This is a genomic window from Brevibacterium renqingii, from assembly GCF_017808095.1.
In the GTDB taxonomy this organism is placed as follows: Bacteria; Actinomycetota; Actinomycetes; order Actinomycetales; family Brevibacteriaceae; genus Brevibacterium; species Brevibacterium renqingii.
Genome location: NZ_JADBHG010000006.1, coordinates 55699 through 75876, shown reverse-complemented (window position 1 = coordinate 75876; position 20178 = coordinate 55699). Strand labels below are relative to the sequence as shown.

Below are 20178 nucleotides of genomic sequence, written 5' to 3'. Positions count from 1 at the left end.
GAGGCTTCACATTGAGACATGTTGAACGCTTCCGTCTTCGGCCGGCAGGCCGGCGAGGGCTACGGGAATCGTCATATGTGTTGAGCAATAATGTGTTCCGGGTGGCGAATTTCCCACCCAGGAGCAGAATCGCATCGCCCGCGGAACCCCGGGCATTGCCCTCGACGTCCGGGCGGGGGAGACTGATGGCCTACACGCTCGTTTGAAAGGTCCAGGTGGATCATGGACGCTCTGAACACCGTTCCCGCTGCACTCGACCATCTCGTCATCACGGTGCCCGACCTCGACGCAGGTGTCGCCGCCGTCGAGGAGGCCACGGGCGTTCGCGCCGTCCCCGGAGGTGCGCACCCCGGTCGGGGGACCGCGAACTGCCTCCTCGGGCTCGTCCCGACCGGCTGGGCAGACGGTGCCCGCACCTATCTGGAGATCCTCGGCCCCGACCCGCAGCAGGATCCGCCTGCGGACGGGAGGCTGCCGCTCGACGCGCATCTGGCCGCGGGGCCCACCCTGCAGACGTGGGCGATCCATCCGCCGGCCTTCCTCGCGAAGATCGCGGCCGCGAACACGGCGGGCATCGACTTCGGGGAGGTCGCGGAGATGGCGCGCGACACCGCGGACGGCGAGCGGCTCGAATGGCGGCTGACCATGCGGTCGCCGCTGCCGCAGCAAGGTGTTCAGCCCTTCCTCATCGACTGGGGAGAGTCCGCCCACCCCGCCGAGGCGGCGCTGCCGGCCCTGGAGCTGACCGAGTTCTCGATCGAGACCCCCGAGGCCGAGGCGACCCGTCAAGTGCTCGAGGTGCTCGGCGCCGGCGATACCCGCGTGGTCGAGGGCCCCGAACCTCGGCTGCACGCCAGACTGCACGGCCCGGGCGGTGTCCTCGAGTTCTGAAGTCCTCGAGAGACGGACTCGGCGTGGAGGCGCGGGCGCGCGCCTCGGCGCTTGACCGGTTTTCGACGAATCTGTGCCGGTGGCTAGACTCAAAGGCGTGCCCAGTCGTACCCGCCCCGCCTCCCGTCCGCGTCTCCGAGCCCTGACATCCCTTGCCGCGGCCGCCCTGCTCATCGGGTTGAGCGCCTGTGCTCCCGAGTCCGGCCAGCAGACCCGGCCGAGCCCGCAGGAGCCCGAGACCATCGGGGCCTCCGCGAGCCCGACGGGGCAGCCGAACGGGTCGCGCGAGGCCAGCGAGCCGTCCGACTCGGGCGAGCCCACCGAGTCGGCAGACGCCGACGACGCGGGAGCCGGCGATCTGACAGAAGACGATATCGACGCCAGCGGCAGCGGGAACTGGAAGCGCCCCTCCGAGGAGACCGGACCCAACAGGGAGGAGGGGAAGACCTTCAAGGTCGCCGTGCGCGTCGAGGACAACCTGCCCATCGACGTCGACCGGGCCGGTGAGTTCATCATCGACACCCTCCAGGACGAACGGGGCTGGCAGGACATCGACGACGTCTCCATCGAACTCGTCGACTCCGGGCAGGACACGATGATCTCCATCGCCAGCCCCGACACCGTCGACGAGATGTGCCTGCCGCTGCGCACCCTCGGCAAGCTCTCGTGCCGCAATGGCCCCGACGTCATCCTCAACGCCAAGCGGTGGGTCGCAGCGACCGAGGAATTCGACGACATCGTCCAATACCGGCAGTATCTGATCAATCACGAAGTCGGCCACGCCCTGGGCCACGGGCATGAATCCTGCCCCGGTGATGGCCGGACCGCGCCGCTCATGCAGCAGCAGACCAAGGGGCTGCAGGGCTGCGAACCCAACGGCTGGCCCTCGCAGGGCTGAGACGATGGGCGGGATCACTGGTCTCCGGGAATAACTGCGCGCCCCCTCCTGTTGATTGAGTCGTATACGCTCAACTTTGAAAGAGGAGGTCAGCTTTGGCCGCATTCTACGGATCCGCAGGCTCGGGCGGCGACTCGTTCGACGAGTTCCTCGCTCGTTTCCTCCAGGGTCAGAACGGAGCGCGCAGAGGCCGTTCCGTCGACATCAACCGGCTGCTGAGCAAGCGCAGCCACGAGGTCATCGAGGCGGCGGCGGAATTCGCCGGTCGCCACGGGCAGTCCGAGGTCGACGCCCTCCACATCCTGCGCGTGATGGTCGATTCCGAACCCGGAATCTCGGCCGTTCGCCAGGCGGGGGCCGATCCCGAAGCCATCGCCCACGGCATCGAAGAGCGCCTTCCGGCGGCCACCGACATCGAGGCGGATTCCTCGCCCTCGCTCACCGGTTCCGCCCAGCGCGCCCTGCTCGACGCCTATCAGGTCGCACGCGCCTTCGGTTCGACCTACATCGACCCGGAGCACATCTTCTTCGCCTTCGTGCTCAATCAGGAGATGCCCGCCGGACGCATCCTCGCGCAGGCCGGGGTGACCCAGTCATCCCTGCAGGCCGGGGCGGAGGCCGCCGAGGCCGGAATGCAGCCCGGACAGGCCGCCGAAGGAGAGGACGCCCAGGAGTCCGTGCTCGAGAAGTACGGCACCGATCTCACGGCGCTGGCCGCGGATGGCCGTCTCGACCCGGTCATCGGCCGTGCCGAAGAGGTCGAGCAGACGATCGAGATCCTCGCGCGCCGGACGAAGAACAACCCCGTCCTCCTCGGCGAGGCGGGAGTCGGCAAGACAGCGATCGCCGAAGGTCTGGCCCAGGCCATCCACTCCGGTGACGTGCCCAAGCAGCTGCACGGCAAGCGCATCATCGCCCTCGATCTGCCCGGCATGCTCGCCGGAACCCGCTACCGCGGAGACTTCGAGGAGCGGCTGACCGGGGCGCTGAACGAGATCGCCGAGGACGGAGACATGATCGTCTTCGTCGACGAGCTCCACACCCTCGTCGGAGCCGGCGGCAACGGCGAGTCGAATTCGATGGATGCCGGCAACATCCTCAAGCCCCGTCTGGCCCGCGGCGATCTGCACATGATCGGCGCCACCACGCTCAAGGAATACCGCACCATCGAGAAGGACTCGGCACTCGAACGCCGATTCCAACCGGTGACCGTCGGTGAGCCGAGCGTGGAGGACGCCGTGACGATCCTCGAGGGACTCAAGGACCGCTACGCCGAATTCCACGAGGTGACCTACACCGACGAGGCGGTGCGGGCGGCGGTCGAGCTGTCGAACCGCTACATCACCGACCGGTTCCTGCCGGACAAGGCCATCGACCTCATCGACCAGGCCGGTGCCCGGATGTCGCTGGCACGCGGACCCGCCGTCGACGTCGAAGCGCTCAAGCGCAGCCTCACCGAGCTCGAGGCCGAGAAGAAGTCGGCGATCGAGGCCGAGGACTACGAACGCGCCGGACGCCTGCGCGATGAGATCAACGAGGTCACCGCGCGGATCGAGGCGGCGGAGAATCCGGACGCGGCAGCTTCGGCGACCGCTGCCTCCGAGGCGATCATCGGCGAGGAGGAGATCGCCCAGGTCGTCTCCCGGGCCACCGGCATCCCGGCGGCGCGGATGACGCAGAGCCAGAAGGCCCGTCTGGCGAACATGGAAGAGGTCCTCCACGACCGAGTGGTCGGGCAGGACGAAGCCGTGACCTCGGTCTCGCGCGCCATCCGCCGCAGTCAGACGGGGATGAGCGATCCCGATCGGCCGATCGGCAGCTTCCTCTTCCTGGGCCCGACAGGTGTAGGCAAGACGGAGCTGGCCAAGGCGCTGGCGCAGACCCTGTTCGACGACGAAACCGCGATGATCCGGTTCGACATGAGCGAGTTCGGCGAACGCCACACGGTCTCACGTCTTGTCGGTGCCCCTCCCGGCTATGTGGGCTACGACGAGGCCGGCCAGCTGACCGAGCAGGTCCGTCGACGTCCGTATTCGGTCATCCTCCTCGACGAGGTCGAGAAGGCGCACCCCGATGCGTTCAACCTGCTGCTGCAGGTCCTCGACGACGGCCGCCTCACCGACGGTCAGGGCAGGACGGTCGACTTCCGCAACACCGTCATCATCATGACCTCCAACCTCGGCTCGGAGTTCATGTCCGGCAACCCCCTGGGCTTCAACTCCGGTCTGGCACAGGACACGGAGAAGGATCTCAAGGCCAAGGTCATGGGACGGCTCAAGGAGTTCATGCGGCCCGAGTTCCTCAACCGCATCGACGACACCGTCATGTTCTCGCGGCTCGAGCGTGAGCAGCTGCGGTCCATCGTGGAGCAGCAGCTGGCGGCCAGCCGCAAGCGAGTGGAAGCGCAGGGCATCTCTCTCGACGTCTCAGCCGATGCCCTCGACTGGCTTGCCGAGAAGGGCTACGAGCCCGAATTCGGTGCCCGTCCGCTGCGCCGGGTGATCCAGCGCGAGCTCGACGACCGGATCGCGGACCTCCTCGTCACCGAGGCGGTCGACGAGGGCGGACGCATCCGCGCCGCCGTCTCCGACGGAGAACTGACGGTCGAGGCCGAGGTCCGACCGCAGATCCTCACAGTCTGAGGCCGGAGGCGGACCTCAGGGCGTCTGCCGCTGCCAAGGCCCGGGCCGAAGGAACCGTTCCTTCGACCCGGGCCTTCCGCATGCCTGGCTCAGTCGGTCACCCGGGTGCTCTCGTCCGGCTGAGGATCGTTCGCGCCGAGGACACGGTTCAGCACCAGCCGCTCGGCGAGCGTCCATGTGGTCGTCGTCGCCAGGTAGACGGCGGCGGCCAAGGGCACGAAGAGCGCGAAGACAGCGGTGAGGAAGGGCATGAAGCTCAAGGTCTTCATCACGCCGGAGAGGTCCGGCATCGCCGGTGCATCCGAACCGTTCCGCGCCGGGGCCGGTGCAGCGGGAGTCTCCGGAGCCGCGGGTGTGAGCAGGTGGCGGGAGAATCCGGCGACGACGGCGATGAGCACGACGAGGACGAGGTAGACGGTGGTCGCCGTGGCGGTCAGATCTCCTGCGCCGAGCAGCCTGACGAAGCTCGTGTCCAGTCGCAGACCGAAGAGCGTGTGTCCGAGCAGCTCATTGGCGTGGCCGCCGATCGTGGAGTTGATGAATAGCCCGTAGACGGCCATGAGCACGGGCATCTGTGCCAGAACCGGCAGGCATCCGGCGAAGGGGGAGGTGTTCTCCTCCTTGTACAGCTCCATCAGCTTCTGCTGCATGACTTCGGGCTGCTGCTTGTGCTTCGTCTGCAGCTCAGCGATCTTCGGTGCCAGTCGCTTGCGCGTGATGCCGGCTCTGACCTGCGAGACTCCGACGGGGATGAGCAGGGTCCGGACGAGGACGGTGAGCACGATGACGGCCAGGGCCGCGCTGTGGGCTCCGGCGAGGGGGTCGAGGAATGAAGTGAGCGTCGTGACCACTTCGTAGGCGGCTTCGACGAGCAGGCGGATGGGCAGGAATTCGTAGATGTTCATGAGGTCTGTGTCCTTGGGCAGGGCGCGCCTGAGCGCGGGTCGGTTGGGCCGATCGAGGCCATCACCGTGTCGATGCGAGAGGACACTTCGTGGGTGGGACGGAGGCGTAGTGGGGGAAACGGGTTCCCGCGCCGAGGTGGCCGATCGTTTCGGTCGGAAGGCGAAGAGGCTTCGTTCAGGCGATGGCGTGAACGACGCGCGAAGGTGCTCTGGCCAATGCGGTGCCGGGCGTGCCGGGCTCCTCGGGCATGCGGAACTCGCGCACGCCTCTGCGGACATCGGGCAGCGAGGGTGCGCGCGAAGCCAGCGACAGTACGCGCAGGAGCGCGATGCCCGCCCAGGACGCGATGGGCGTCAGAAGGGCGGCGCCGAGCAGTGCCAGGACGATGAGATGGGTCGGGGACTGGGGCACGACCGAGTCGAGGTCGGCAGAGAGCACGACGACGAACAGCTGCAGTGTCAGCCACAGGTTCGTCAGCATCTCATCCCCTCTCCGATCTGTCGATGCTAGCACGCGAATCTGCGGAGATACTCAGCTGTCGAGATCGTCCAGCAGGGCGGGATCGCGGGCGATCCGGACGAGGGCCGATGCCAGGTTGGCGAATTCGTCTTCGCCGACGAGCTCGGCGAGCGCCCGCGCCTCCTCGGGCAGTTCGGCGGCCTTCGCTCCCTTCCTGACGAGAGGGTCGACCAGGGGGCGCACCTGAGGCCACACCGCTTGCGCCTCGCGCAGGAAGATATCGGCTCCTGTCGGACCGATGCCGGTGAACTCCTGGAGCAGCGACGACAGGCGGGAGGAGTCTGCTTCGGCCTCATCTCTGAGTCGACGCAGATCGCCTGACCACCGGTCCATGAGCAGGGCTGCGGCTTCGTCGAGGCGCGTCGCCGTGCTCTCGTCATAGCGTCGATAGCCGCCGCGACCGAGGGCATCGACGCGCTGCTGCCAGGTGCTCTCCCGCAGGTGCTGCGGAGTCCTCCAGCTCGCAGAGAAGAGTTCGCGAGCAGTGGCGAGCGCGATTTCGGAGCTGATCCGGGTCGACAGCAGAAGTGTGAGGACGAGCAGCTGCCACAGCGGCGCCGGCTTGTCACGGAGAGTGATCGAAGCCTCTGCGGCGAAAGTGCGACCGTGCTTGTCGACGAGGAGCCGGGCACGATCTCGCTGTGTGCTCATAGCACTGATCGTAGCTGCGTCCGTCCCGGAAGCGTCAAGACCCTTCTCGTTCCGAACGCATCAAGACCGGCGAGTGACGTACCTCACGTCCACTTCGAACTCGGGCGGAGCTTAAGTTAGGCTGACCTACGTTGATGCCGGGGGCCGATGCGGCTCCCACCCCTTGTCGAAAGGACAGAAATGCCAGTTCCTCACAGCCGCCGGGCCGTCCTCGCTGGAGCCATCGTCGCACTCTCCCTCACCGCCGCCGGCTGCGAGCAGGGCTCCGAGGACTCCGGCAGCGCAGGGTCCGCGGGTTTCGAGACCGTGACGATCAAGCACGCTCTCGGCGAAGCCGTCATCGAATCGGAACCCGAACGCGTCGTCACCCTGGGCCAGGGGTCGACCGAGACCGCGATCGCTCTGGGCAAGACCCCGGTGGGCATGGAGGAATACGCCTGGGGCAGCGACGACACCGGATACATGCCGTGGATCTACGAGGCGGTGAAGGACAGGGGCGACAAGCTGCCTGAACAGTTCCAGGGGGATACGGAGCTCGACGTCGAGGCCGTCGCCGCACTCGAACCCGATGTCATCCTCGCCCCCTGGTCCGGTGTGACCGCCGAGCAGTACAAGCAGCTCGATGCCATCGCCCCGACCGTGGCCTATCCCGAGCAGCCGTGGACGATCGAGTGGGACGACCAGATCACCACGATCGGCAAGGCCCTGGGTCACGAGAAGGAATCCGAGGGGCTCGTCAAGGACATCAGGAAGCAGCTTTCGGACGCCAAGCGGGAAGAGTACAAGGGCCTGACGTTCTCGTTCGTCTACAACTCCGGCCCGGGCACCCTGGGCGTCTTCTACCCCACCGAACAGCGCGTCGCGTTGGTCTCGGCTCTCGGCCTGACCCCCGACCCGGTCATCGACGAACTGAAGAAGGAGTATGACGAGCCGGGAACGGACTCCGCACTCATCGGACTGGAGAACGCCGACAAGCTCAACGACTCCGACCTCCTCTTCACCTTCTACTCCGATGAGAAGAATCGGAAGGAAGTCGAGTCCCAGGGGCTGTACGCGAACATCCCCGCGGTCAAGGCCGGTGCCGTCGTGGCGCCGAAGGACCATGCCTTCGTCACCGGTTCCTCGATCATCAACCCGCTCACGGTTCCGTGGACGCTCGAGCGGTATGTGCCGATGATCGACAAGGCCGTGGAGAAGCTCGACAAGTAAGACGGTCAGTCGAGGGCGCTGAGCTCCTGCCAGTCGTCCCAGCTGTAGACCCAGTCGGAGATGTCGCTGTCCTGCGTCGACAGGCTCACCTGCGACCCGGTGATCTCGACCGGGTCGCCGAAGATCGCGGAATCGAAGTATTCCTTCGCCCGCGCCGTCGTGAGGTTGACGCAGCCGTGGGAGACGTTCTGGGAGCCCTGAACACCCGCCGACCACGGGGCGGCGTGGATGAATTCGCCGTTGTTGTGGATGCGCACGGCCCACTGCACATCGGTCTCGTAGTCCCACTGTTCGGAGGTCATCGTGTATTCGGCGGCCTTCGACATCACGACATGGGTGCCGTTGTAGGACGGTGACTTCGGTGCTCCGAGCGAGGCCGGGAAGTCCATGACCTCCTTCCCATCGCGAGTGACGACCATGCGGTGGGTCTTCACGTCGGCTTCGACGACCTGTTTGCGTCCGATCTCGAAGTCGAGTGTGAGATCGTTCCGTCCCACGCTGTGCTCACCCGTGGGGACGTTCTTCAGCGGCACATCGACGGAGACCTTCGAATGCGCCGGCCAGAACTCCTTCGGTCGGAAGTGCAGACGGGACTGCGGGTTGTCGTAGAGCCAGCCCCAGGATCCCTTGACCTTGCGCTTCTTGCCGTCCTCGTCGGTGACCTCGACCGAGAGCCTGCGTTCGATGTCATCGCGGTACTCCTCGGACACCGTCGAGCCGAAGTTGAGGATGATCGGAGCCGCGACGCCCACGGTCTGGTCGTCGGCGAGGGTGGTTCGCACCGACATCGGTGAGGCGTCGGTGGCGCCGACGGTCACCTCGGCCGCAAGCTCGACCTCGTCGCCCTCGGAAGTGGTGGCCGTGGCGTGGACTTCGTAACTGCTGTCGGCGACGAGGTCGTAGGTCGAGATCCATGCCGTGGATTCGTCCGGTGCTTCGAGCGCGTGGCCGCTCGCGTCGAAGAAGGTGCCGGGGTCGGCGGCGACTCGGGGGTGCTCGGTCTCGGTGACGGTGATGTCGTCGAGGGCGGCATTGTCGACGAAGACGCCGATGCGCTGCCCGGGGTCCAGTTCGAGTTCGTCACCGGATTCGACGACCTCGCCGAACCTGTCGCCCGAGGGGGTGCCGGCGGCCGATGACGTCGGCTCGGCCGATGGGGTCGGCTCGGTGGACGAAGCGGTCTCGGCGGCTTCGTCGGTGATCGTCCCGACACGGAAGACCGGTTCGGCGTCTGCCTCGGCGGTCTTGGCGTCATTGCGAGTCGCATCGGGGTCGGAACTCGACGGCGTGCACGCCGTGAGCAGGGCCAGCGCCGAAAGGGCGGCGACGGCCCCGTGGATCTTCGTGGACAACAGGGAACCTCGTTCGAGCACAGGGATGAGAACTGCGAATAATGGTAGTGAAGCGAAATCACGAAAGTGGTAACAGAAGCGTCTCGCAACCCTGAAACGGGCGGACACAAGCCCATGATGGCGGAGCTGACCTGGGCCGACAGGGGATAAGGGGAGTTGTGGAATTGTGATCTCGGAGAAAGAGGACTCCCCGTGCACCCGCCAGAGCTCGCTTACCCTTGCTGCCTTCCGGCCCTGGGGGAGTTCACAAGATGACGCCACACGGGGAGCCAGAGGCCAGTCTAGTCGAGAGCTGCCCGCGGTCCAAAACGCCGGAAACAGATCAACTCAGGCGTCGGGCCTTGTCCTCGAGGACCTCTCTTTCGCGGTCGTTCGTCGCCAGCTTCGCCGCACGGTGGAATTCGGCGCGGGCCTCCCTGATCTCACCGAGGCGTGCCAGCAGCTCCCCGCGGACACTGGGAATGAGGTGGAAGCGGGACAGGGCACCCGCCTCGGCGAGGGCATCGACTCTTTCCAGCCCGGCGGCCGGACCCCTGGCCTCAGCGATCGCGATCGCCTTGTTGAGGTCGGTGATCGCCGAGGGCTTGATGCGACTGAGGTCGCCGTAGAGGGTGACGGTGCGTTCCCAGTCGGTGTCGTCGATCGTGCGGGCGGAGGCGTGCACCTCGGCGATCTGGGCTTGGATCGCGTATGTCCCGCGGGCCTCACGCAGGTCCAGCGACCGTTTCAGAGCAGCCCCACCGAGGCGGATGAGAGAGCGGTCCCACCGGCTCCGATCCTGGTCGGCGAGCAGGATAGGAGCACCTGTCGGATCGAGTCGGGCGGGGAATCGGGACGCGGTGAAGGCCATGAGCGCAACGAGGCCGTGGGTCTCGGGTTCGCGGGGGAGCAGGCCTGCCGTGATGCGGGTGAGGCGGAGGGCGTCGAAGGCGAGCTCGGGACGCATCCAGTCCGAGCCGGATGTGGCGACGTGGCCTTCGGAGAACATGAGATAAAGGGACCCGAGGACTCCTCCGAGTCGCTCGCTCCACTCGCTTGCAGATGGGAGCTCGAAGGGGATCTCGGCTGCCGCGAGCACCCTCTTCGCGCGGACGATGCGCTGCTGGACAGTGGGGACGGACAGGAGAAGAGCGCGGGCGACCTGCTCCGTCGTCAGGCCGCCGACGACGCGCAGCGTCAGCGGCAGCAGCGCCGCGCGGCCGAGCACGGGATGGGCGGAGATGAAGAGGAGACGGAGCACGTCGTCGTCGATCGTGTCCGGGTCCCACGGCAGGTCGGTGCCGGCCGTGGCGGTTCCTGTGTTCCCCGCGGAGGCGAGGAGGCTTTGGCCGAGGTCCGCGATGCGATCGTCGAGGCGCTCGCGCCTGCGCCAGTGGTCGATCGCCTTCCGCTTAGCCGCTGTCGTCAGCCAGGCCGCAGGGTTCCGGGGCGCACCGGATTCTGGCCAGGACGTCAGCGCGTCGGCGAAGGCCTCCTGAGCGAAGTCCTCGGCGAGGGCGAAGTCGCCGACGTAGCGAGTCACGGTGGCGATGATCCTCGCCGCATCGATCCGCCATGTCCCCTCGACAGCCCGCCGCGCCGATGCCGCCGCGGCCGGAAGAGCCGGAGGCGATCCGGGACGGCGGGCCGCCTCGGCGGGGGCGGGGCTCAGCCGCGGCTGGTCTTCAGCTTGCCCTGGTTGATCCATTCCTGTTCCTTCTGGATCCACTCGTTGTCCTGAGGGAAGTCGTCGACGTCGTTGATCCGGCGGATCTCGAGCTGGGATCCGGGTCCGAGCGGTGCGCGTTTGGCCCACTCGATCGCCTCCTCCTTGGTCGAGACGTCGAGGATCCAGAAGCCGTTGAACAGCTCGCGCAGTTCGCCGTAAGGGCCGTCGGTGACGATGGGGTCCTCGTCGGAGAAGTCGACGACCGACCCTTCCTCGGGCTCGGAGAGTCCTGCCCCGTCGGCGAGCACACCGGCGTTGACCATCGATTCGTTGTAGGCACCCATGGCGGCGATGACTTCGTTGAAATCGGTTCTCGCGAAGTTCTCGACCGCCCGCTGGTCGACTGCGCGCATGATGAGCATGTACTTCATGATGACTCCTCGGTCATTCGTGATCGGCGGAAAGCCTCGGTCAAGGCCTTCTCATGCACTTCGTCGAACAAGGCTATGCGCAATCGACAGGCAGGTGAATGTTTCTCGAAGAACTATTCCGGAAGTGGGATGGTTCACACTCGACTGTCTTGATTTCGCATTGTCGTCATCACTCGGATAAGCTGTCTCGCGGAGGATTCGCCTAGTGGCCTATGGCGCTCGCCTGGAACGCGGGTTGGGTTAACGCCCTCAGGGGTTCGAATCCCCTATCCTCCGCGGTAGAAGTAGCCCCCTCACCTGGGACAACTCGGGTGAGGGGGCTCTTTTTGTTTGCGTCGTGTGCTCGTTCGTGTGCTCCGGCCTACTTTTCCGAACGCATGAGCATAGAGAGACGTTGAACTGCATCTACCTGCATTGTGGGGAGAACGTGGCTGTAGGTGTCCATTGTGATGTCGATCGTCGCGTGCCCCAACCGCTCCTGCACGACTCGAGGATGCACACCGACCTGCAGGAGAAGTGTCGCGTGAGTGTGTCGAACCTCGTGCAGCGTGATCGTCGGGACGTCGATGTCTTCCTGGGCTCGAGCAACCCGTGTGCGCCACCGCCGAGAGACCTCGTTCGGGGACCGTGTACCGCCTGCCAGGTTCCCGAACACCAGCGCCTCACCTCGAGCATAATCAAGGCTGATTTCGGCCCTCAGAGCCCTCCACGCTGCCAGAGTAGCCGTGAGGTCGTCGTCAATGTCGATGACGCGGGATCGGCCCGATTTGGGCGTCTTGAGAGTGTCCCTCGCCTCCGTATCGAGAGCCCGCCTCACCGAGATCCGACTTCCGGAGATGTCCTGCCACTGCAGCGCGAGAACTTCCGACCGTCGCAGACCAGTGCCGGCGATCGTCGCCCACATCGTATAGAAGTCGTCCCGGTACACATTCCGGTCCCATTCGAGGAACGACCGCAGTTGCTCAGCCGTCCACACTCGGATCTCCCGCTTCTGTGCCCGTAGCTGTTTCCGTGATGGTGGCTTGACTGTCGGAGCCTTCGCCGGGTTCGACTTGATCCACCCGTCGACGACCGCTGCCTCGAGGAGCTGTGACAGTGTGACGTGAACCTTGCCGACCGTGTTTGCTGACAGTCCCTCGCCCTTGTGTTTGGAATCGATGCGGCCGGACTTCTCCAGCTGCCGATAGAGACGGGTGATGTCGGTCGGTGCGATCGTGTCGAGCGGTCGTTTCCCAAACGTGGGGGAGACGTGTTTGAGTGCCCGCTTATAGCCGGCGACCGTCGACGCTGCCAACCGGAGCCCGTCGACCCACTGGTCGGCGTAAACGGCGAACAGGGGCGCTTTCGTCGTGCGGATGTCGTCTTGATTGCGGCGGGCATCAGAGAGAGCGTCCTGGGCGTCCTCGTGCGTCTCATACCCGCCCTTGCCGAGACGCTTGAGGGGACTGTTCGGGTCACCGGGAGTTTCCGGCACCCACAACTGCCACCTGTACCGGGTGACGGTGCCGGCCTTATTTTTCCTCGTGTACTTCGACACCGACCCGGACGTCGACCGTACTCTCCGCTTCTCAGTCATCAGGGAACTCGAGACCCGGCGCGATCTTCTCGAGAACCGCAGCGATGCGATCCCAGCACTTTTGGGCATTCTCTGGCCTGAGGGAAAGCCCAGGCGCTCCCGCTCTCCGGCGTTCTCGGCCTGCAGCAGCTGCCGAATTGTATTCTGTGATCGCGGCTCTAACTTCACCGTCATCGCCACGTGATTCGAAGAAATCAGCCAGATCGTCTGGAATCTCTCTTATGGCCTGGCCGAGAACTCTCCCCACGAAATCGCGCTTCGGGCCTCGGATTTGGACTGCCTCACCGCTGAGTGCTGACAACATGTCAGCCGTGAGCCTCCTATAGCGAGCGAAGTCCTCGAACTCGTCGCGGGCCTCCTCCAGGGCCTCCTCCGCGTTTTTGAAATTCGCCTCGGCTGTGCGGGTCAGCCAGTCTTCGACGTCTATTCCACCGCTCCGTGCGATCGCGTTGAGGTCAAGCTCGAGTACCTGGGCGATCGCGGATACTTCATCGAATTTCCCCGCTCGAGCCCCGCCCTCAAATTTCGCGTATGCGTTGCTCGTGATGTCGATGCCGATCTGTCGAAGCTCCGCTGCGACGTCTTCTTGCCGCATGTTCTTCCGTTCGCGTGCTCGTCTCGCCGCGATTCTGAGCTGTTCGGTCGCATCCATGACCCAAGTGTTGCACGACACGCCGAGAAACGCAAATAAGTTTTTTCGATTGTCGTTGCAGGTCAACCCCGGAATTAAGGCCATCCAGACACCGCGAACCTGCCCAAGCGAGCAAATAACTGTATGCGATTGTCGACAAATAGTGTATAGTACCTAGTACGGATTAAGTTACCGACCATGAGGAGAAGACTATGAACCAGGCGACCAAGACAGTTTCGAAGGAAGGAAACTCAATGTCAACAAGCAACAAGCCCGTCATGACGGTTGCCGAAACCAGCAAGTACCTCGGCTGCGACCCGCGCACCGTCGGCAAAGCAATCGAAGACGGCACCATCAAAAGCGTGAAGATTGGGCGTCGCGTGCTCGTACTCCGAGCCCCGCTCGAGCAGATGCTGCGAGGTGAAGCGTGAACCAGGGAGAAGCGATCAAGGCACTCATGGCCCTCGCCACGGACGCAGGGGAGACCGTTACTCGTTCCAAGGTGAAGAAGGTGTTCGTCCGCCTCCGCGATCAGGCCGGGTACACCGACGAACAGGCATACGTGAAGCTGACCGAAATGTTCCATGCCGATCACAGTGTGCTCGTTCCCAACCTCGCGGAATCGGGCGGAAGTTCCGCTGTCGATGCTGAAGTCTTCGCCCGACACGATCGTGCGCAGTGGGAAGGGCCAGTCGATGGATCACATGGCCTTCCGGCATACGCGCCCTTCCCCTCTCTGCCACTGGCATGATCTGCCTGATCTCCCAAACGCACAGGCTCTCTCCAGGCTAACGTCGTCAGTCGCGGCTGACTTCGGCCATGCGCGCCACAGTACCGCTCGTCTCATCCACTGACCGTTTCGCTCCACCAAGGTGGCATCTTACCGGCCGCAGAGGATGTCCACTGTCGAACCGGCGGCGAATGGGATAAAGCTCAAGGGCTCGTTCGCGAAGTGGCCTGCCTTCCTGCTTCACGTCGCCGTTGTGACGGCATCCTGCTCCTCGCGAGGGGTGATTGTGCCAGAAGCGATCTCGTCTGCCCAGTGGCAGGCGACCTTCTGGCCGGAGCTGTGTTCGACCAGAGCAGGACGCTCGTCTGCACAGCGAGTGGGCTGCCGGAACGGGCAACGGGTATGGAATCGGCAGCCTGACGGCGGATCGGCCGGCGAGGGCAGTTCACCAGACAGGAGCATCGGTTTCCGCTCATCCTCAGCCTTGGGGTCCGGCAAAGGAACAGCGGACAGCAGAGCCTTGGTATAAGGGTGCATCGGATGCTCATAAAGCTGCTCGGCGGGGGCCTGTTCGACGATCACGCCGAGATACATGACGGCGATCTCATCGGACACGTGCCGGACCACAGCGAGGTCATGAGCGATGACGATGTAGGTCAGCCCCAGTCTCTCCTGCAGTTCGCGAAGTAGATTGATGACCTGGGCTTGGATGGACACGTCCAAAGCCGATACCGGTTCATCGGCGATCACCAGTTCGGGTTCGAGTGCCACTGCTCGAGCGATACCGAGACGCTGTCGTTGGCCTCCCGAGAATTCATGGGGGTACCGATTCGCGGCACTGTGAGGCAGGCCGACCAGATCAAGCAGCTCGGTGACCTTAGTTTTCGGATCGAAGTCGAGCCGGTGTGCCTTCATCGGCTCGGTCAGCAGCGTCTCCACGCTCTGGCGCGGATTCAGCGACGACAGCGGATCTTGGAATATCATCTGCATCCGGCGGCGCAGCCGCCGGAGCCGCTCGCCGCAGATCTGCGAGATATCGGAGCCGTCGAAGCTGATCGTGCCTTCGGTCGGCTTGATGAGCTTCAGAAGAGCCTTGCCGAGTGTGCTCTTGCCACAGCCGGACTCTCCCACGATTCCGAGAGTCGTTCCGCTCTTGACCGTGAGATCGACGCCGTCGACGGCCTTCACGGCTCCGACTTGCCGTCGAATGAGACTGCCCGCCTTGATCGGGAAATGGACTTTCAGCCCGCTCACTTCGAGCACAACCTCATCGGTCTCGCTTGTCATCTTCGTCTCCTTTCAGTGGGTTGAAGCAGCGAAGCATCCGGGCCTCGTAGGGCTCCAGCTGTGGAGTCGCTTCCAGACACTGATCGATGGCGTGAGGGCACCGCGGCTGGAACGCGCAGCCGTCGGTCCAGGGGATCGTGTCGGTGGGGGATCCTTCGATCGGGCGCAGAGGCTCATCCTGTGGGGAATCCAGACGAGGAACCGATTGGAGAAGTCCCCCTGTGTAGGGGTGTCGTGGGGTTGTGAACAGCTGATATCTGCGCGCAGATTCCACGATCCGTCCCGAATACATGACATGGACGCGGTCACAGAGACCTGCAATCACTCCGAGGTCGTGGGTGATCATGATCAATGACGTACCGGTGTCTGCGACAAGCTCTTTGAGCTCATTGAGGATCTGGGCCTGGATAGTGACATCGAGCGCCGTGGTCGGTTCGTCAGCGATGAGCAGCCGGGGCTCACAGGCCAAAGCGATTGCGATGAGCACGCGTTGTCGAATTCCACCCGAGAGCTGGTGGGGATACTCGCGCAACCGTCTTCTCGGATCGGGGATCCCGACGCGGTCAAGCATCTCGGCTGAGCGGTTCGCCGCCTCTTTCGACGATACCCTGTGATGTCGTCTGATCACCTCGCTGATCTGAGTGCCGATTGTGACTACGGGATTGAGAGAGCTCATCGGGTCTTGAAATACCATGGCGATCTCACTTCCGCGGATCTGATTGAGCTGTCTTCTGCTCATGGACAGCAGATCCTGCTCTCGGTATGTCGCGCTTCCTTCGACGGTCGTTCCGCGCTCCGGCAGGAGCCCCATGAGAGCCATCGCCGTCACGCTCTTTCCGCTTCCCGACTCGCCGACGATTCCGACGTGTTCGCCTTCAGCAATGGTGAAAGAAACTTCACTCACCGCTTCGACAGGATCACGTCCGCGGCGACTGAAGGTGACGGACAGGCCATCGACACTCAGCAGCTGCTTCTCGTTCATCAGCGTCACCTTCTCTGTTTGGGATCGAGGGCTTCACGCAGCGATTCGCCGAGCAGAGTGAAGCCCAGCGCGGTAATCGCAATGCAGATGCCCGGATAGAATGCGAGCCACGGAGCGATTTCAAAGCGATCTTGGGCACTGACGATCATTCGCCCCCATTCGGCTACGGCGGGGTCTCCTTCGCCCAAACCGAGATATGACAGAGCTGCCACCTCAATGATGGCCGTCGCGAGATTGAGCGTGGCCTGGACGATGGTGGGCCCCAGGGAGTTCGGCAGAACATGCCCCATGACGATCGTGCGTCTGCGCAGACCGAGAGCATCGGCGGCCAGCACATAGTCTGCGTTCTTCTGACCGAGCATCGAACCGCGGAGCAGGCGCGCGAAGATCGGGACTTGGCCCACGCCGATGGCGATCATCAGTGCAGCTGAGCTCTTCCCCAGGATGGCCGCGATGCTGATCGCCAGCAGCAGACTGGGAATCGAGAGCATGATGTCGACGATTCGCATGACGATCATATCCACCCAACCGCCGAAAGCTCCGGCCAAAGTGCCGAGAGCGGCTCCGGCGAGAAGCCCGATAGCAGTGGCGACCACACCGATGATCAGTGACTGGCGTGCTCCGAAGATGAGCTGGGTCAGCATGTCCGAGCCCCATCGATCGATGCCTAACGGGTGCCCGGGGCCGTGCCCCTGGACCCAGTAGGGTGTCGACAGCTGCGTCCATTCGGTGCTGGCAGGTTCATACGGGGCCAGCACAGGCGCGAACGTGGCCACGATGAGGAAGACGACGACGATGAGAGCACCTGCGATTGCCATGGGGCTGCGGGAGAGACGCCGAAACGCTCCGCGCCACAGGCTGTCTCCGTGCGAACGCTGTGCGCGTGCGCGTGGCCCGTTGATGGTTCCCTCGGTCATGATTCACGCACCCTCGGATCGATGAGGCCATAGGACAAGTCGACGATCAGTGTGATGAGAGCGTAGATGAGCGCGATGAGCAGAATGAATCCCTGCAGAACCGGGTAGTCGCGGTCTCTGATGGCCTGATAGAGATATTGCCCGACGCCGTCGAGAGCGAACACCGTCTCAGTGAGCACAGCTCCGGAGAACAGCAGTCCCAACTGCAGACCCAGTGTCGTCACTACGGGCAGCAGCGCATTGCGCATGACGTGGCGCACTGTGATCGTCGTGCTGCGAAGGCCCTTTGCTCGGGCAGTGCGCACATAGTCTTCGTTGATGACCTCAGCCACTGCGCCGCGAGTCTGGCGGACGACGACCGCCAAGGGGATCGTCCCCAGTGCGAGGCCTGGCAGGACCAGGTGTTTGAAAGCATCGAAAGCAGCAGCGAACTGACCATTGATGATTCCGTCGAAAATATAGAAACCAGTGGTGTGCGCAGCATCTAGACGGGCGTCCTGCCGTCCCACACTGTCGAAGATCTCGAGCTCTATGGAGAAGACATATTTCAGCAGCAGGGCCAGGAAGAATACGGGAACGACGCTGCCGAGCAGCGACAGGGTGACGATTCCACCATCGACATTCGTGCCGGAGCGTTTTCCAGCCAAGTAGCCGAGAGGAATACCGACTATGACAGCGAACAGGAGAGCCACTACGGACAGTTCCACAGTGGCCGGGAGCTTATCGAAGAATGCCGATAGGACCGGTTCGTGCTTTTTGATGGATTCGCCGAAATCTCCGTGGAAGAGAGCAGACAGATACATGCCGTACTGCTGGATCAAAGGCTCATCGAAGCCATACGTATCGTTGATCCGCTCGATGGCTTCCGGCGTCGCCCGATCCCCCAACAGGGCCCGCGCCGGATCTCCCGGCAACGCCCTGACCCAAGCGAACAGGAGGACGGAGAGCCCGAACAGCGTCGGGATGAGCTGAGTCAGTCTGACGACGATGAATCTCAGCACGGCTCACCTCTCCTCGACAGTCACTGTGTCCCAGGTCTCGTCTTCGACTGGACTGGGCACATAACCGGAGACGCCCGGTGCGAGAGCGAGCACAGGAACGCCGCTTCCCAGCGGCACCCCCGGCAGGCGGTCCATGATCATCTCATTGGCCTTCCGATATGCCGACCGTTGTTTCTCCGGAGTCGGGAGGCCGCGTGCCTCAGCCAGCTGGTCGAACACCTTCCGGTCTTTGAATCCGAACTCAGGTGTGGTGGCGCTGAACTTGGCGCCGAGGAAGCTGTCGGCGTCGTTGTATTCGCCGGTCCACCCGAGCAAGTGGATGTCGTGATCTTCGCCGCCGTGGATCTTCGACAGGTAGACGGTCCACTGGTCGGCGACCGGACGGACAGTGATCCCCACACGCTGCAGGTCATTGCGAATCTGATTGAATGAGTCCTGCGGGCTGGGCAGGTAGGGGCGACTGACGTCCGACGGATAGTTGAAATCGAGAGTGAGATTCTCTTGCCCTGCTTCTTTCAGCAGCTGCCGCGCCTTGTCGGGGTCGTAGTCGTATTCGGTGACCTCATCGCTGTAGCCGTTGGTGGTCGAGGGCACGAACTCATCAGCGACTTCGGAACCGGGCGTCATCGTGCTCTTCATCAGCTGCTCGCGATCGATCGCATGGGCGATAGCTTGTCGTACTCTGATGTCGTCGAGCGGTGGACTGGCCTGATTCATTCCCAGGTATTGGATGTTGTACGGAGGTCTGTGGATCAGATCGAAGCCCTCGTTCTTCAGACCCGGGATGTCGCCTGGGGCCACGAGGTCGAAAGCGTCGATATCTCCTGTGCGGAGGGCGTCCGCACGCGCCTGCGGATCCTCAATTGTCTTGATCGTCACTTTCGGCGTCTTGGGCGGCCCTGCCCAGTAGTCGTCGAAGCCGATGAGATCGACGGATGTGCCGCGGTTCCAGGATTTGAAACGATATGGTCCGGTTCCCGTGGGATGTGCGGTGGCGTATTCAGTTGCCGTCGGGTCATCGCCGGGCTCCGTTCGGCCCCACTTCTTCAACGCTGTAGGGCTCTGCATCGAGAACGCGGGTATGGCCATCGCGTTGACGAACGAGGCGAACGGTTCTTTGAGCCTGATTGTCACCGTGTTCTCATCGGAAGGGCTGCAGGAGTCATAGATGCTGTCTTCGCCGAAACCTTTGAACAGCGTGGACCAATGGTAAGTGACGTCTGCGCTCTGGGCCATGCCTTTCGGCTGGTTGTTCCAATGTTCGAAGTTCCAGCACACAGCTCTTGCGTCGAAATCGGTTCCGTCGTGGAACTTCACTCCGTCGCGCAGAACGAACTCGAATTTCTTGCCGTCTTCGGAGGAGGTCCAGTCTGTGGCCAGAAGCGGTGCTGGTCCGGGTCCGCACGGTTCCGCTTCCACGAGTCCTTCGAAGATCTGATGGGCGACGCGAAACGAATCGCTGTCTGAAACGTGGAGCGGGTTGAGAGTCGTCGGGCTTGCTGAAGCTCCGAACACGAACGTGTCCGTGCCACCCGCAGAGTGGGCAGAGTCTGCGCGATCAGCGAGGGTTCGGCATTCCTGCTGAACGTCGATCTCGGGCTGCCCGGAATTCTCCGGTGGAGTCGAAGTCCCACAACCACTCAGCACGAGAGTGAGCATGAGGACGAAGGCTGCCGAAAGGTTGCGCCCGAGGTCGTGAAAAGCCACGTTGCTTCTCCTGGTCATGGTGATTTAGGGACAACCTACCAAGCCTCAACAGGGCTGAATGAAGTAGCCGGAGCCGCATGCAAATGACCGCATATCCACAACATCACATGCGTCCTCGTGAGTGCGCGGTTGTCGGACCGCCTACACGTGAAAGCTCCCCGATCATGAGGATCGGGGAGCTTCCTTTCACTCGTTGACGA

Annotated in this window: 19 protein-coding genes, 1 tRNA gene and 1 other RNA gene; 7 read left to right on the top strand and 14 right to left on the bottom strand. The window is 63.7% G+C overall.

Features of this window, described 5'->3' with window-relative positions; translation table 11 throughout:
* Positions 1 to 222: 222 nt before the first annotated feature.
* The 3 genes from IIE29_RS12235 (at position 223) to IIE29_RS12225 (ending at position 4431) form a co-directional block, all read left to right on the top strand.
* Positions 223 to 891 (top strand): VOC family protein, encoded by a 669-nt coding sequence (locus IIE29_RS12235; protein ID WP_209325561.1) that lies wholly within the window; start codon positions 223 to 225, stop codon positions 889 to 891.
* Positions 892 to 988: 97 nt separating this feature from the next.
* On the top strand, positions 989 to 1789 hold the full coding sequence (locus IIE29_RS12230) for a DUF3152 domain-containing protein (protein ID WP_343071894.1): 801 nt from the start codon (positions 989 to 991) through the stop codon (positions 1787 to 1789).
* 95 nt (positions 1790 to 1884) lie between these two features.
* Positions 1885 to 4431: an ATP-dependent Clp protease ATP-binding subunit gene (locus IIE29_RS12225; RefSeq protein WP_209325560.1), complete on the top strand. Its 2547-nt coding sequence runs from the start codon at positions 1885 to 1887 to the stop codon at positions 4429 to 4431.
* 89 nt (positions 4432 to 4520) lie between these two features.
* Here IIE29_RS12225 and IIE29_RS12220 read toward each other — a convergent pair whose 3' ends face one another.
* From IIE29_RS12220 to IIE29_RS12210, 3 genes are all read right to left on the bottom strand, one after another.
* On the bottom strand, positions 4521 to 5336 hold the full coding sequence (locus tag IIE29_RS12220; protein ID WP_209325559.1) for a YidC/Oxa1 family membrane protein insertase: 816 nt from the start codon (positions 5334 to 5336) through the stop codon (positions 4521 to 4523).
* Positions 5337 to 5511: 175 nt separating this feature from the next.
* On the bottom strand, positions 5512 to 5817 hold the full coding sequence (locus IIE29_RS12215) for a hypothetical protein (protein WP_209325558.1): 306 nt from the start codon (positions 5815 to 5817) through the stop codon (positions 5512 to 5514).
* A 51-nt stretch (positions 5818 to 5868) separates the two neighbouring features.
* Complete coding sequence (locus IIE29_RS12210; protein ID WP_209325557.1) at positions 5869 to 6507, bottom strand: endonuclease; 639 nt, start codon at positions 6505 to 6507, stop codon at positions 5869 to 5871.
* A gap of 180 nt (positions 6508 to 6687) precedes the next feature.
* On the opposite strand from IIE29_RS12210, the gene IIE29_RS12205 reads away from it, so the two are divergent.
* On the top strand, positions 6688 to 7716 hold the full coding sequence (locus IIE29_RS12205; RefSeq protein ID WP_209325556.1) for an iron-siderophore ABC transporter substrate-binding protein: 1029 nt from the start codon (positions 6688 to 6690) through the stop codon (positions 7714 to 7716).
* A gap of 5 nt (positions 7717 to 7721) precedes the next feature.
* Here the strand turns inward: IIE29_RS12205 and IIE29_RS12200 are convergent, their stop codons facing one another.
* The 4 genes from IIE29_RS12200 to IIE29_RS12185 all read right to left on the bottom strand — a co-directional run bounded on the left by IIE29_RS12200 (position 7722) and on the right by IIE29_RS12185 (position 11147).
* Complete coding sequence (locus tag IIE29_RS12200; protein ID WP_246475930.1) at positions 7722 to 9068, bottom strand: L,D-transpeptidase; 1347 nt, start codon at positions 9066 to 9068, stop codon at positions 7722 to 7724.
* A 178-nt stretch (positions 9069 to 9246) separates the two neighbouring features.
* An RNA gene (gene ffs, locus IIE29_RS12195) (signal recognition particle sRNA small type) lies at positions 9247 to 9342 on the bottom strand.
* A gap of 48 nt (positions 9343 to 9390) precedes the next feature.
* Positions 9391 to 10755 (bottom strand): RNA polymerase sigma factor, encoded by a 1365-nt coding sequence (locus IIE29_RS12190; RefSeq protein ID WP_209325555.1) that lies wholly within the window; start codon positions 10753 to 10755, stop codon positions 9391 to 9393.
* Positions 10716 to 11147: a YciI family protein gene (locus IIE29_RS12185; RefSeq protein ID WP_209325554.1), complete on the bottom strand. Its 432-nt coding sequence runs from the start codon at positions 11145 to 11147 to the stop codon at positions 10716 to 10718. Before IIE29_RS12185 ends, IIE29_RS12190 begins: the two co-directional genes overlap by 40 nt.
* A gap of 191 nt (positions 11148 to 11338) precedes the next feature.
* On the opposite strand from IIE29_RS12185, the gene IIE29_RS12180 reads away from it, so the two are divergent.
* A tRNA-Ser gene (locus IIE29_RS12180) sits at positions 11339 to 11423 on the top strand.
* Positions 11424 to 11508: 85 nt separating this feature from the next.
* Here the strand turns inward: IIE29_RS12180 and IIE29_RS12175 are convergent.
* Both IIE29_RS12175 and IIE29_RS12170 read right to left on the bottom strand, forming a co-directional pair.
* The gene (locus tag IIE29_RS12175; RefSeq protein WP_209325553.1) at positions 11509 to 12723 is read right to left on the bottom strand and encodes a tyrosine-type recombinase/integrase; all 1215 of its coding nucleotides are present in this window, start codon (positions 12721 to 12723) and stop codon (positions 11509 to 11511) included.
* A complete protein-coding gene (locus IIE29_RS12170; protein ID WP_209325552.1) occupies positions 12716 to 13375 on the bottom strand; it encodes a hypothetical protein in 660 nt (219 codons plus the stop codon). The genes IIE29_RS12175 and IIE29_RS12170 overlap by 8 nt, the downstream gene beginning before the upstream one ends.
* Positions 13376 to 13566: 191 nt before the next feature.
* On the opposite strand from IIE29_RS12170, the gene IIE29_RS12165 reads away from it, so the two are divergent.
* Both IIE29_RS12165 and IIE29_RS12160 read left to right on the top strand, forming a co-directional pair.
* Entirely contained in the window at positions 13567 to 13785 is a 219-nt protein-coding gene (locus tag IIE29_RS12165) for a helix-turn-helix domain-containing protein (protein WP_209325551.1), read from the top strand.
* Positions 13782 to 14105 carry a hypothetical protein gene (locus IIE29_RS12160; RefSeq protein WP_209325550.1) on the top strand — a complete coding sequence of 108 codons (324 nt, stop codon included), beginning with the start codon at positions 13782 to 13784 and terminating at the stop codon, positions 14103 to 14105. Before IIE29_RS12165 ends, IIE29_RS12160 begins: the two co-directional genes overlap by 4 nt.
* A gap of 219 nt (positions 14106 to 14324) precedes the next feature.
* On the opposite strand, the gene IIE29_RS12155 is transcribed toward IIE29_RS12160, so the two are convergent.
* Genes IIE29_RS12155 through IIE29_RS12135 form a run of 5 tightly spaced genes read right to left on the bottom strand, consistent with a single transcriptional unit; the run spans position 14325 to position 19690 of the window.
* Positions 14325 to 15371, bottom strand: coding sequence for an ABC transporter ATP-binding protein (locus IIE29_RS12155; RefSeq protein ID WP_209325549.1), 1047 nt, complete (start codon positions 15369 to 15371; stop codon positions 14325 to 14327).
* Positions 15352 to 16353, bottom strand: a complete 1002-nt coding sequence (locus IIE29_RS12150; protein ID WP_209325548.1) for an ABC transporter ATP-binding protein — start codon at positions 16351 to 16353, stop codon at positions 15352 to 15354. The genes IIE29_RS12155 and IIE29_RS12150 overlap by 20 nt, the downstream gene beginning before the upstream one ends.
* Before the next feature lie 5 nt (positions 16354 to 16358).
* A complete protein-coding gene (locus IIE29_RS12145; protein ID WP_209325547.1) occupies positions 16359 to 17270 on the bottom strand; it encodes an ABC transporter permease in 912 nt (303 codons plus the stop codon).
* The gene (locus tag IIE29_RS12140) at positions 17267 to 18271 is read right to left on the bottom strand and encodes an ABC transporter permease (RefSeq protein ID WP_209325546.1); all 1005 of its coding nucleotides are present in this window, start codon (positions 18269 to 18271) and stop codon (positions 17267 to 17269) included. The genes IIE29_RS12145 and IIE29_RS12140 overlap by 4 nt, the downstream gene beginning before the upstream one ends.
* 3 nt (positions 18272 to 18274) lie before the next feature.
* The gene (locus IIE29_RS12135; protein ID WP_209325545.1) at positions 18275 to 19690 is read right to left on the bottom strand and encodes an ABC transporter substrate-binding protein; all 1416 of its coding nucleotides are present in this window, start codon (positions 19688 to 19690) and stop codon (positions 18275 to 18277) included.
* Positions 19691 to 20178: the final 488 nt, after the last annotated feature.

Excerpts from the sequence above, each read along its gene's own strand:
- IIE29_RS12235 (WP_209325561.1), top strand. The coding sequence starts at position 223 with ATGGACGCTCTGAACACCGTTCCCGCTGCACTCGACCATCTCGTCATC.
- IIE29_RS12220 (WP_209325559.1), bottom strand. The coding sequence starts at position 5,336 with ATGAACATCTACGAATTCCTGCCCATCCGCCTGCTCGTCGAAGCCGCC.
- IIE29_RS12215 (WP_209325558.1), bottom strand. The coding sequence starts at position 5,817 with ATGCTGACGAACCTGTGGCTGACACTGCAGCTGTTCGTCGTCGTGCTC.
- IIE29_RS12210 (WP_209325557.1), bottom strand. The coding sequence starts at position 6,507 with ATGAGCACACAGCGAGATCGTGCCCGGCTCCTCGTCGACAAGCACGGT.
- IIE29_RS12205 (WP_209325556.1), top strand. The coding sequence starts at position 6,688 with ATGCCAGTTCCTCACAGCCGCCGGGCCGTCCTCGCTGGAGCCATCGTC.
- IIE29_RS12190 (WP_209325555.1), bottom strand. The coding sequence starts at position 10,755 with ATGGATCAACCAGGGCAAGCTGAAGACCAGCCGCGGCTGAGCCCCGCC.
- IIE29_RS12185 (WP_209325554.1), bottom strand. The coding sequence starts at position 11,147 with ATGAAGTACATGCTCATCATGCGCGCAGTCGACCAGCGGGCGGTCGAG.
- IIE29_RS12175 (WP_209325553.1), bottom strand. The coding sequence starts at position 12,723 with ATGACTGAGAAGCGGAGAGTACGGTCGACGTCCGGGTCGGTGTCGAAG.
- IIE29_RS12170 (WP_209325552.1), bottom strand. The coding sequence starts at position 13,375 with ATGGATGCGACCGAACAGCTCAGAATCGCGGCGAGACGAGCACGCGAA.
- IIE29_RS12165 (WP_209325551.1), top strand. The coding sequence starts at position 13,567 with ATGAACCAGGCGACCAAGACAGTTTCGAAGGAAGGAAACTCAATGTCA.
- IIE29_RS12155 (WP_209325549.1), bottom strand. The coding sequence starts at position 15,371 with ATGACAAGCGAGACCGATGAGGTTGTGCTCGAAGTGAGCGGGCTGAAA.
- IIE29_RS12150 (WP_209325548.1), bottom strand. The coding sequence starts at position 16,353 with ATGAACGAGAAGCAGCTGCTGAGTGTCGATGGCCTGTCCGTCACCTTC.
- IIE29_RS12145 (WP_209325547.1), bottom strand. The coding sequence starts at position 17,270 with ATGACCGAGGGAACCATCAACGGGCCACGCGCACGCGCACAGCGTTCG.